The following is an 11,567-nucleotide window of genomic DNA, read 5'->3' as shown; positions in this document are numbered from 1 at the left end:
CGCCCTCCGAACCCTCGCGACCCTCGGCTACGACGTCACCCTCACCCCCAGAACCGCGTGAAAGGTCACCATCCCTTTCCAAGTAGATCCACCGTCCGCAGGCGCGGGGTCTCGATACGTCCCCTGCGGCGGCTGCTCGACCAGCAGAGTGGGCCGACACTTCGGCAACAGCCGGACCAGCAGGCGAGGGCGTTCCCTGCGGGGGCGCTCTTCCATGCTGATCGAGTAGCCCGCTGCGCGGGCGTATCGAGATCCACCGTCCGCAGGCGCGCACTCTCGAGATCCACCATCCGGGGCCCCGCCGCCCCGCCCCGGTAGCCTGGACGCATGACCGACAGCCAGCACGTCCGCGCCCGTGAGAACACGTCCGGCCGCGACCTGACGTACCCGCCGCTGCCCGAGGCGCTCGTCGTCCCCGTCTACGACAACCACACGCACCTCGAGATCTCCGACGGCCTCGAGCCGCTCGACTACCGCGAGCAGCTCGACCGCGCCTCCACGGTCGGTGTCCGCGGCGTCGTGCAGGTCGGCACCGACGTCGAGACCAGCCGCTGGTCGGCCGAGCGCGCCGCCTCCGAGCCGCGCATGCTCGCCGCCGTCGCGATCCACCCCAACGAGGCGCCGGCGCTCGAGGAGCGCGGCGAGCTCGACGACGCCCTCGCCGTGATCGCCGAGCTGGCCACCCAGCCGCGCGTGCGCGCCGTCGGTGAGACCGGCCTCGACTTCTACCGCACCGGCGAGAGCGGCCGCGCCGCCCAGTTCCGCTCGTTCGAGGAGCACATCCGCATCGCGAAGGAGACCGGCACCGCGCTGCAGATCCACGACCGCGACGCGCACCGCGAGGTGATGGAGACCCTCCGCCGGGTCGGCGCCCCCGAGCGCACCGTCTTCCACTGCTTTTCCGGCGACGCCGAGATGGCGCGGATGTGCGCGGAGGAGGGCTGGTACCTCTCCTTCGCCGGCACCGTCTCGTTCAAGAACGCCGAGTCGCTGCGCGAGGCGCTGGTCGCCACTCCGCGGCACCTGATCCTCGTCGAGACCGACGCGCCGTACCTCACGCCGGAGCCGTTCCGCGGCCGCCCGAACGCGCCCTACCTGATCCCGCACACCCTCCGCTCGATGGCCGCGACGCTGGAGACCGACGTCGGCCACCTCGCCGCCACGATCGCCTCCAACACCGAGCAGGTCTACGGCGAGTGGGGCGGCGAGGTCGGCTCTGAGCCGTCGGAGCCGGTCGGGCAGCTGGCATGACCGGCCGGCACGCGGCGGAGGCGGCGGCCGAGGAGGTCGCGGTCCCGAAGCTGCTCGGACCCGCCGAGATCCGCGATCTCGCCCAGCTGCTCGACGTCACGCCGACGAAGAAGCTCGGCCAGAACTTCGTGCACGACGCCAACACCGTCCGCCGCATCGTCAAGCTCGCCCGCGTGGAGCGCGGCGAGAGCGTCGTCGAGATCGGCCCGGGCCTCGGCTCGCTCACCCTCGGCCTCCTCGAGGCCGGCGCCGGGGTCGTCGCCGTCGAGATCGACGGCCGGCTCGCGGAGCAGCTGCCCCGCACCGTCCAGCTGATGGCGCCCGCCGCCGACCTCACCGTGATCCGCGCGGACGCGATGAAGGTGCTCGAGCTGCCGGGCGAGCCCGTGCGGCTCGTCGCGAACCTCCCGTACAACATCTCGGTGCCGGTGCTGCTGCACTTCCTCGAGCACTTCCCGAGCATCCGCTCCGGCGTGGTGATGGTGCAGTCCGAGGTCGGCCTCCGCCTCGCGGCCGGCCCGGGCTCCAAGATCTACGGCGGCCCGAGCGTCAAGGCGTCCTGGTTCGGCTCGTTCACGACCGGCGGCACCGTGTCCCGGCAGATCTTCTGGCCGGTGCCCAACGTCGACAGCGTCCTCGTCTCGTTCGAGCGCGGCGAGGAGCCGGGCGACGAGACCCTGCGCCGCGCCGTCTTCGCGGTGGTCGACGCGGCGTTCGCGCAGCGGCGGAAGATGCTCCGCCAGTCGCTCGCCGCGCTCTTCGGCGACAGCACGGCCGCGATCGCCGCGCTCGAATCGGCCGGCGTGCCGCAGACGGCCCGCGGCGAGGAGCTCGACGTCGCGGCGTTCACCGCCCTCGGCCGGGCGCTCGACCCGGCGCGGGTGCCGGTGCGCGGCGGCGCGGTGCCGGCCGCCACGGGGGCTGAGGACGACGGCGAGAGCGCCGACGAGGATGCCGACGAGGCCGTCGACGAGAGCGCTCCCGCCGCGGACGAGCGCGGCTCCGCCACCCTGTAGCGTGGTCGCATGGCCCATCGCGCGACGACGTCGAACCGGGTCCACGCGCGAGCGCCAGGCAAGATCAACGTCTACCTGAAGGTCGGCGCCGTCCGCGAGGACGGCTACCACGAGCTCGCGACGGCGTTCCAGTCGCTGTCGCTCTATGAGGACGTCCGCGCGAGCGACGCCCCCGACTTCTCGGTCGAGTTCTCCGGCTCGATCGACACCCGCGGCCTCGCCGTCGACGGGTCGAACCTCGCGATCAAGGCGGCGCGGGCGCTCGCCCGGGCGACCGGCTACCGCGGCGGCGTGCACCTCGAGATCGAGAAGAACGTGCCGATCGCGGGCGGGATGGGCGGCGGCTCGGCCGACGCCGCCGCGACGCTGCTGGCCTGCGACGCGCTCTGGGGCACCGCCTGCACCCGCGAGCAGCTGCTCGGGATCGCCGCCGGGCTCGGCGCGGACGTCCCGTTCTCCTTCACCGGCGGCACCGCCATCGGCGTCGGCCGCGGCGACGAGCTGAGCCCCGCGCTCGCGAAGGGCCGCTTCGAGTGGGTGCTCGTGCTCTCGGAGCAGGGCCTGTCGACCCCCGAGGTCTACCGCGAGCTGGACCGCCACCGCGAGCGGCACCTGCACGACTTCCGGCCGATCTCCGCGACGCCGAGCATCGAGCCCAACGTGCTGCAGGCACTCCGGGCCGGCGACGCCGCGATGCTCGCCGATGCGATGCACAACGACCTCCAGGCGCCCGCCCTGCACCTGCAGCCCGGCCTCGCGCGGATCCTCGAGCGCGGCGAGGAGAGCGGCGCCCTCGGCGGCCTGGTCTCCGGCTCCGGCCCGACGGTCGCCTTCCTCCTGCCCGACGCCGACGCCGCGCTCGACCTGCAGCTCGAGCTGACGTCCGCCCGCCTGCGCGCCGTCCGCGTCTCCGGCCCGGTCCACGGCGCCCGCCTCCTCTCCACCTGAGGCATGCCGTCGGGGCATGCTGGTCGAGTAGCGGCGCAGCGGCCCACCCATGCTGGTCGAGTAGCCGCGGAGCGGCGTATCGAGACCCGCCCTGCTGGACACGGTGGATCTCGAGACGCCCTCTGCGGGGGCTGCTCGATCAGCATGTGCGGGGCACCGGCTTTCACCATGCTGGTCGAGTAGCCGCGGAGCGGCGTATCGAGACCCGCCCTGCTGGACACGGTGGATCTCGAGACGCCCTCTGCGGGGGCTGCTCGATCAGCATGTGCGGGGCACCGGCTTTCACCATGCTGGTCGAGTAGCCGCGCAGCGGCGTATCGAGACCTACCCGCCGTCCGCAGAGAACGCTCGATCTCGTGGCCTAGAGTGCCGCTCATGGCCCCCAGACGAGTAGCACTGTTCGCGATCCTCACCGGGCTCGTCTCGGCCGCCGTCACCCTCGCCACCGCCGAGCTCGTCGCCGTCTTCACGGGCGCCGGCGGCAGCCCTCTCGTCGCGGTCGGCGGCTTCGTGATCGACATCGTCCCGCCCGGCGTCAAGGACACGGTCATCGCCCTGTTCGGCACCGGGGACAAGCTCGTCCTCCTCGTCTCCCTCGGGATCGCGGTCGCCCTGCTCGCGATCGCCGCCGGGCTGCTCGAGTACCGCAAGACGCCGCTCGGCGTCCTGGTCCTCGCCGCCGTCGCGGGCCTCGGAGCCCTTGCGGCCGTCAGCCGGGAGGGCGCCTCCGGCATCGACGCCGCGCCGAGCGTCGTCGGCATGGTCGCCGGCGCGATGGTGCTGCGCGCCGCCTCCGCCCGCCTGCGCGCCTGGGACGAGGAGCCCGCCCAGGGCTCGACCGACCGCCGCTCCTTCCTCCGCCTGGTCGGCATCGCCGGCGCCGCCGCCGTCGTCGCGGGCGTGGGCGCGCGCGTCGTCACCGCCGCCGCCTCTGCCGTGACCGCGGTCCGCGAGGCCGTCGTCCTGCCGACCCCCGCCGCCACCGCCGCGCCGATCCCCGCGACCGGCGTCCTCGACAGCATCGAGGGCATCAGCTCCTACGTCACCTCGAACGACGACTTCTACCGGATCGACACCGCGCTCTCCGTGCCCAGCGTCGACCCGGCGGACTGGTCGCTGAAGATCACCGGCATGGTCGAGGAGGAGATCACCCTCACCTGGGACGAGCTCCTCGCCCTCCCGCTCGAGGAGCACCTCGTCACCCTCTCCTGCGTCTCGAACGAGGTCGGCGGCGACCTGATCGGCACCGCGCTCTGGCTCGGCTACCCGATCCGCGAGCTCCTCGCCCGTGCTCGCCCGACCGTCGGCGCCGACATGGTGCTCTCCCGCAGCATCGACGGCTTCACCGCCTCCAGCCCGCTCGAGGTGCTGACCGACGAGGGTCGCGCCAGCCTCCTCGCCGTCGGCATGAACGGCCAGCCGCTCCCGGTCGAGCACGGCTTCCCGGTGCGGATGGTCGTCCCGGGCCTCTACGGCTACGTCTCGGCGACAAAGTGGGTCACCGAGCTGAAGGTCACCACCTTCGAGGACGACGTCGCCTACTGGTCGACCCGCGGCTGGACCGAGCGCGGCCCGATCAAGGTCGAGTCCCGGATCGACGTCCCCCGCCAGGGCCAGGCCGTTCCGGCCGGCACGGTCGCGGTCGCGGGCGTCGCCTGGGCGCCGCACACCGGCATCTCGAAGGTCGAGGTCCAGATCGACGGCGGTGCCTGGCAGACCGCGCGCCTCGCCGAGGCCGTCACGGCCGACACCTGGATCCAGTGGGTCTACGAGTGGGACGCGATCGCCGGCGACCACGTCGTCCTGGTCCGCGCCACCGACTCGGAGGGCCTGGTGCAGACCCAGGACGAGGCGCCGCCCGCCCCCGACGGTGCGACCGGCTGGCACATGCGCACCGTGACGGTCGCCTGAGCGCACCGCGTCCGCCCGTGGGGATCCGCGGAGGCGGCCCCCGGTAAACTCGGCCCCTATGGCACATCTCCTGGGCGCTGAGTCGCTCCGCCTCGAGTACCCCACGCGGGTCATCTTCGACGACGTCTCCCTCGGCATCGAGGAGGGCGACCGCATCGGCATCGTCGGCCGGAACGGCGACGGCAAGTCCACCCTCCTCCGCCTGCTCGCCCAGCGCATCGAGCCGGACGGCGGCCGGGTCACCCACCGCCGCGGCGTCACGCTCGGCATGCTCGACCAGGCCGACACCGTCGACGAGGAGCTCACCGTCGCCCAGGCCGTCGTCGGCGGCCTCGAGGAGCACGAGTGGGCCGGGGACGCGCGCACCCGCGACGTCATCGCCGGCTTGCTGCGCGACGTCCCCTGGGACGGCGTCGTCGGCGCGCTCTCGGGCGGCCAGCGCCGCCGTGTCGCGCTGGCCAAGCTGCTCGTCGGCGACTGGGACGTCGTCTTCCTCGACGAGCCCACCAACCACCTCGACGTCGAGGGCATCGCCTGGCTCGCCGAGCACCTCAAGCGCCGCTGGGCCGCGACCTCGGGCGGCCTCGCGGTCGTCACCCACGACCGGTGGTTCCTCGACGAGATCTGCACCGCGACCTGGGAGGTGCACGACCGCCTGGTCGAGCCCTTCGAGGGCGGCTACGCGGCCTACATCCTGCAGCGCGTCGAGCGCGACCGGATGGCCTCGACCATGGAGTCGAAGCGGCAGAACCTGATGAAGAAGGAGCTGGCCTGGCTCCGCCGCGGCGCTCCGGCCCGCACCGCCAAGCCCAAGTTCCGCATCGACGCGGCGAACCAGCTGATCGAGAACGAGCCGCCCGTGCGCGACTCCGTCTCGCTGTCGCAGCTGGCCGTCTCGCGGCTCGGCAAGGACGTCGTCGACCTGCTCGACGTCACCGTCCGCTACGGCGAGCGGACCGTGCTCAATCGGATCGAGTGGCGGATCGCTCCCGGCGAGCGCACCGGCGTCCTCGGCGTGAACGGCGCCGGCAAGTCGACGCTCCTGGGTCTCGTGGCCGGCAGTGTGGAGCCGACCAGCGGCAAGGTCAAGCGCGGCACCACGGTCCGCGTCGCGATCCTCGACCAGCAGCTGCGCGAGCTGACCGAGGTGCAGCACCAGCCGGTCCGCGAGATCATCGCCGAGCAGCGCACCAGCTACTCGATCGGCGGCAAGGAGATGACGCCCGGGCAGCTGCTCGAGCGCCTCGGCTTCTCCAGCGCGCAGCTCTCGACGCCGGTGAAGGACCTCTCCGGTGGCCAGCGCCGCCGGCTGCAGCTGCTGCTGATCCTGCTCAGCGAGCCCAACGTGCTGATCCTCGACGAGCCCACCAACGACCTCGACACCGACATGCTCGCCGCGATCGAGGACCTGCTCGACTCCTGGCCGGGCACGCTCCTCGTCGTCTCGCACGACCGCTACCTGCTCGAGCGGGTCACCGACCAGCAGTACGCCGTGATGGACGGCGCGTTCCGCCACCTGCCCGGTGGTGTGGAGCAGTACCTCGACCTGCGCCGCGCGCTGGAGAAGGGCGCGCCCGCGGGCGGCTCGACGGGCGCATCCGCTCCGGCTCCGTCCGGTCTCGGCGGCGCCGAGCGGCGCACCGCCGAGAAGGAGGTGTCGGCGATCGACCGGCGCCTGCACAAGCTCACGCAGCTCTCCGCCGCGGTGCACGAGAAGATGGCCACCCACGACCCGGACGACTACGACGGCATCCTGGGCCTGAACGCGAAGCTGCGCGAGCACCAGGACGAGGCGGCCGGGCTCGAGCTGCGCTGGCTGGAGCTGTCGGAGCTGCTCGAGGGCTGAGCGCGGCGCAGAACATCAGCTGAGAAGGGGGTGCCTCCGCTGTGGGGGGAGGGACCCCCGTCTCAGCTGATGTTCTGCAGCGGAGTCAGCCGAAGTCGAGCGAGAGCTTGCGGAGCAGCTGCGCCAGCCGCTCCTGCTGCGCGTGCGTGAGGGCTCCGAGCAGCTCCTGCTCGGCGTCGACGAGCCGGGTGATCGCCGCGTCCACCCGGGACAGGCCCGACGGCGTCATCTGCACCAGCACGCCGCGGCCGTCGTTCGGATCGTCGAGGCGCTCGACGAGGTCGCGCTCGACCAGCCGGTCGATCCGGTTGGTCATCGTGCCGCTGGTGACCATCGTCGCCTGGAGCAGCTGCTTCGGGCTCATCCGGTAGGGCGCCCCTGCGCGGCGGAGGGCGGAGAGGACGTCGAACTCCCAGGTCTCGAGCTCCGAGCGGCCGAACGCGCTGCCGCGCGCCCGCTCCAGCTGCTTGGCGAGCCGGCGCATCCGGGAGAAGACCTGCAGGGGAGTGAAGTCGAGGTCGGGCCGCTCGCGCACCCAGGCGTCGACGATGCCGTCCACCTCGTCATTCGCGCTCACCCGTCCATTCTGGCGGGTGCGCGCCCCGGGAGTCGCCGGGAGCCGCTCGACGGGGACGCCACGGCGACGGCGGGTGCGGGCGGATGGCAGGATGGACGGCGCGCGAGAGCGCGGTCCGCCATGGTGTAACGGCAGCACGGCAGCCTTTGGAGCTGTCCGGTCCAGGTTCGAATCCTGGTGGCGGAGCTCGAGCACCGAGCACCGGTGCCGGACGGAGGAGCACGCGCACCATGGTCGACAGCACGCTCGCGGTGGTGATCCTGGCCGCTGGTCAGGGCACCCGGATGAAGTCCCGCACCCCCAAGGTCCTGCACCGCCTCGCCGGGCGCCCGCTGCTGGCGCACGTCCTCGACACGGCCGCCTCGCTCGACGCCGGCCACGTCGTCACCGTCGTCCGGCACGAGCGCGAGCGGGTCGCCGCCGCGGTCCTGGACCACACGCCCGCGGCCCTCGTCGTCGATCAGGACGAGGTGCCCGGCACCGGCCGTGCCGTGGAGCTCGGCCTCGCCGCACTGCCGGACGACTTCGACGGGACCGTCGTGGTGCTCAGCGCCGACGTCCCGCTGCTGGACGCCCCAACGCTGCGCCGCCTGGTCGACGAGCACCTCGCGGCGGCGAACGCCCTGACCATGCTCTCCTGCGTGCTCGAGGACCCGACCGGCTTCGGCCGGATCGTGCGCGGCGTCGACGGCGGCTTCGCCTCGATCGTGGAGCAGAAGGACGCGAGCGACGCCGAGCTCGCGCTCACCGAGACCAATGCCGGCGTCTACGCCTTCGAGGCCGCCGCCCTGCGCGCGGTGATCGGCGCCATCGGCACCGACAACGCGCAGCAGGAGAAGTACCTCACCGACGCCGCCGCCGCGCTGAAGGCCGCCGGCCGCGCCATCGAGGCCGTCCCCGTGCAGGACCGCTGGCTCGTCGCCGGCATCAACGACCGCGCCCAGCTCGCCGACGCCGCGCTCGAGCTGAACGCCCGCATCGTCCGCCGCTGGCAGCTCGAGGGCGTCACGATCCAGGACCCGGCCACCACCTGGATCGACGTCGACGCGGTCCTCTCACCCGACGTCGAGATCCTCCCCGGCACGCAGATCAAGGGGCCGACGGTCATCGCCTCCGGAGCGATCATCGGGCCGGACACGACGCTCGACTCCTGCGAGGTCGGCGAGGACGCGGTGATCAAGCGCTCGGACGCGACACTCGCGGTGATCGGCGCGCAGGCGCAGGTCGGCCCGTTCTCGTTCCTGCGCCCCGGCACCGTGCTCGGCGAGCGCGGCAAGATCGGCACCTACGTCGAGACCAAGAACGCGACGATCGGCGCCGGCTCGAAGGTGCCGCACCTCTCCTACGTCGGCGACGCGACGATCGGCGAGGAGTCGAACATCGGCGCCGGCTCGATCTTCGCCAACTACGACGGGGTGAACAAGGCGTCCTCCGTCGTGGGGTCGCACGTGCGCGCCGGGTCGCACAACGTCTTCGTCGCCCCCGTTAGAATCGGTGACGGAGCGTACACGGGCGCCGGCACGGTCATCCGCAAGGACATCCCCGCCGGAGCCCTCGGCATCACCGTCGCTCCGCAGCGCAACATGGCCGGATGGGTGCAGACCCATCGTCCGGGAACCGCGTCGGCCACCGCCGCCGAGGCCGCCCAGGCGTCGGAGCCCGAGGGCACCGACCGCGCGACCGGAGGAAGCGGAGCACAGTGACGGGCATCACCGCCAGCAACAAGAAGAGCCTGGTCCTGGTCTCGGGGAGGGCGCATCCGGCACTGGCGGAAGCGGTCGCCGACGAGCTGGGCACCGAGCTGGTCACCACCGAGGGGCGCACCTTCGCGAACGGCGAGCTCTACGTCCGCTACGGCGAGTCGGTCCGCGGCGGGGACGTCTTCGTCCTGCAGTCGCACACCTCGCCGATCAACGAGTGGCTCATGGAGCAGCTGATCATGGTCGACGCGCTCAAGCGCGCCTCGGCCAAGCGGATCACCGTGGTCGCGCCGTTCTACCCCTACGCGCGTCAGGACAAGAAGGGCCGCGGCCGCGAGCCGATCTCGGCCCGCCTGGTCGCCGACCTGTTCAAGGCCGCCGGCGCCGACCGCATCATGTCGGTCGACCTGCACGCCGCGCAGATCCAGGGCTTCTTCGACGGCCCCGTCGACCACCTCTTCGCGATGCCGGTGCTGCTCGAGCACTTCCGCGAGAAGCTCGACCCCTCGACCCTCACCGTCGTCTCGCCGGACATGGGCCGCGTCCGCGTCGCCGACATCTGGAGCGACAAGCTCGGCGTGCCGCTCGCGATCATCCACAAGCGCCGCGACCCCAAGGTCGCGAACCAGGTCTCGGTGCACGAGATCGTCGGAGAGGTCAGCGGCCGCGTCTGCCTCCTCGTCGACGACCTGATCGACACCGGCCGCACCATCGCCAAGGCCGCCGAGGCGCTCAAGGCCGCCGGCGCCATCGGCGTCGTCGTCGCCGCGACCCACGCCGTCTTCTCCGACCCGGCCCGCGAGCTGCTCAGCTCCGAGTTCATCGACTCGGTCGTCGTCACCGACACCCTGCCGCTGCCCGAGGAGAAGAAGTGGGACCGCCTGACGATCCTGCCGATCGCCCCGCTGCTCGCCCGCGCGATCCACGAGGTCTTCGACGACGGCTCCGTCACCTCCATGTTCGACGGCGACGCGTAGGCCGCGACCGGAGACGTCCGCGCTCCGCGCGCCACATGCTGGTCGAGTAGCCGCGGAGCGGCGTATCGAGACCCGCCGTCGCCCGCGGGGTGGTCTGCTGACCCGCGTCTGACGGTGGTGGATCTCGACACGCCCGCTGCGCGGGCTGCTCGATCAGCAGGGGCGTGCGCGGTCGGCGGCCTTCGGCTCGCTCGGGGGAGCGTCCGACGCCCTAGCATGAGTGAATGCGCATGCATGGTGATCAGACCCGGACGGGGGGTCTGCTGCGCGCCTCCGAGCTGTCGCGGGTGTCGATCGCCGTGGCCGCGCTCTTCCTGGTCTGGTCGCCCGCCGCGCACGAGGCCGGCTGGTGGCTGCTGCTCGGTCTCGGGCTCGCGGCGGCGATGGCCGTCGTCGGTGCAGTCGCCGACTCCGGCCGCGAGGTGCACGACGGACCGACGGGGGAGTGGCTCGGGCTCGCCGGCCGCGCCCTTGCGGCGTCCGCCCTCGCACTGACCGCCGCCGACTCGATCGTCGGCGCGAGCGCGCGCCCGGTCGCCGTGCTCCTGATCGTCGGCACCACCCTCTTCGTGCTCCGCGGCGGTGCCGTCCCGCCCGGACTCGCGCGCCTGCTCCTGGGGCTCGTGCTGCTCCTCCTGCTGGCGTCCGCCGTGATCGTCGCCCTCGCGGACCCGGTCGCGACCCCGTCGGAGACGGTGATCGGCGGTGCGGAGGGAGCCGGAACGGCGGCCGCCCTGCTGCTCGTCCTCTTCGCTCCCGCCTCGCCCGGCGAGACGCCGACGCTCGGCCGCTCGCTGCTCGGGATCGGCGTCACGACCCTCGTGGCGGCCGTGATCGGCGTCGGGCTGCTGATGCTCGTCGGTCCGCAGGAGCTCGCCGATGTCCCGGCCTCGCTCTCCGCGGTCGCCGCCGGGACCCCCGCCGCCGCCCTGGTCGGCATCGCCGCCGTGCTCGCCGCCCTCCTCGCGCTCGTCGCCCTGACCCGGCGCGACGCCTCGGCGCTCGTCCGGCTCGCGGACACGGGCGAGATCCCCGGGCCGTTCGCCCACCGCAACCGCCGCACGGGCGTGCCCGCGGCCGGTCAGCTCGCCGTCTGCCTGGTGTCGGTGCTCGCGGTGGTCGTCCTCGACGCCGACGCCCTGCTCGCGTTCGCGGTCGCGGCCTCGCTGATCGCGCTGATCCTGCGCCGGCTGGATCGCGGAGTCGCCGGCGCGCGCTGGCCCGCGATCGTCTCCGCGGCGGGCGCGCTCGTCCTCCTGCTCGCGCTGCCCTCGGCGACGGCCGCCGCGGTCGCCGTCCTGCTCGCGCTGCTGCTCATCGTCCGCGCCTTCCGGCGCTAGC

At 73.1% G+C, this 11,567-nt stretch carries 9 protein-coding genes and 1 tRNA gene; 9 read left to right on the top strand and 1 reads right to left on the bottom strand.

Going from position 1 to position 11,567, the window contains the following annotated elements; genetic code table 11:
- Positions 1-327: 327 nt before the first annotated feature.
- The 5 genes from EDF45_RS20760 (at position 328) to EDF45_RS20740 (ending at position 6,972) form a co-directional block, all read left to right on the top strand.
- Positions 328-1,251 carry a TatD family hydrolase gene (locus tag EDF45_RS20760; protein ID WP_123705150.1) on the top strand — a complete coding sequence of 308 codons (924 nt, stop codon included), beginning with the start codon at positions 328-330 and terminating at the stop codon, positions 1,249-1,251.
- Positions 1,248-2,267, top strand: a complete 1,020-nt coding sequence (gene rsmA, locus EDF45_RS20755; protein WP_123737736.1) for a 16S rRNA (adenine(1518)-N(6)/adenine(1519)-N(6))-dimethyltransferase RsmA — start codon at positions 1,248-1,250, stop codon at positions 2,265-2,267. Before EDF45_RS20760 ends, rsmA begins: the two co-directional genes overlap by 4 nt.
- Positions 2,268-2,276: 9 nt before the next feature.
- A complete protein-coding gene (locus EDF45_RS20750) occupies positions 2,277-3,215 on the top strand; it encodes a 4-(cytidine 5'-diphospho)-2-C-methyl-D-erythritol kinase (RefSeq protein ID WP_123705149.1) in 939 nt (312 codons plus the stop codon).
- A gap of 375 nt (positions 3,216-3,590) precedes the next feature.
- A complete protein-coding gene (locus tag EDF45_RS20745) occupies positions 3,591-5,126 on the top strand; it encodes a molybdopterin-dependent oxidoreductase (RefSeq protein ID WP_123737735.1) in 1,536 nt (511 codons plus the stop codon).
- 58 nt (positions 5,127-5,184) lie between these two features.
- Positions 5,185-6,972 carry an ABC-F family ATP-binding cassette domain-containing protein gene (locus EDF45_RS20740; protein WP_123737734.1) on the top strand — a complete coding sequence of 596 codons (1,788 nt, stop codon included), beginning with the start codon at positions 5,185-5,187 and terminating at the stop codon, positions 6,970-6,972.
- 85 nt (positions 6,973-7,057) lie between these two features.
- Here EDF45_RS20740 and EDF45_RS20735 read toward each other — a convergent pair whose 3' ends face one another.
- Positions 7,058-7,549 (bottom strand): MarR family winged helix-turn-helix transcriptional regulator, encoded by a 492-nt coding sequence (locus EDF45_RS20735; protein ID WP_123447633.1) that lies wholly within the window; start codon positions 7,547-7,549, stop codon positions 7,058-7,060.
- Between the two features lie 114 nt (positions 7,550-7,663).
- Between EDF45_RS20735 and EDF45_RS20730 the strand changes: the two genes are divergently transcribed.
- From EDF45_RS20730 to EDF45_RS20715, 4 genes are all read left to right on the top strand, one after another.
- Positions 7,664-7,735 (top strand) — tRNA-Gln (locus EDF45_RS20730).
- A gap of 44 nt (positions 7,736-7,779) precedes the next feature.
- Complete coding sequence (gene glmU, locus EDF45_RS20725; RefSeq protein ID WP_123737733.1) at positions 7,780-9,252, top strand: bifunctional UDP-N-acetylglucosamine diphosphorylase/glucosamine-1-phosphate N-acetyltransferase GlmU; 1,473 nt, start codon at positions 7,780-7,782, stop codon at positions 9,250-9,252.
- A complete protein-coding gene (locus tag EDF45_RS20720) occupies positions 9,249-10,226 on the top strand; it encodes a ribose-phosphate diphosphokinase (RefSeq protein WP_123447631.1) in 978 nt (325 codons plus the stop codon). Before glmU ends, EDF45_RS20720 begins: the two co-directional genes overlap by 4 nt.
- Positions 10,227-10,456: 230 nt before the next feature.
- Entirely contained in the window at positions 10,457-11,566 is a 1,110-nt protein-coding gene (locus tag EDF45_RS20715) for a hypothetical protein (RefSeq protein WP_148070857.1), read from the top strand.
- Position 11,567: the final 1 nt, after the last annotated feature.

Origin of the sequence: Rathayibacter sp. PhB186, assembly GCF_003751825.1 — a bacterium.
GTDB classification, from domain to species: domain Bacteria; phylum Actinomycetota; class Actinomycetes; order Actinomycetales; family Microbacteriaceae; genus Rathayibacter; species Rathayibacter festucae.
The sequence above is the reverse complement of the archived record's forward strand: the minus strand, read 5'-3'. Positions and strand labels throughout refer to the sequence as shown.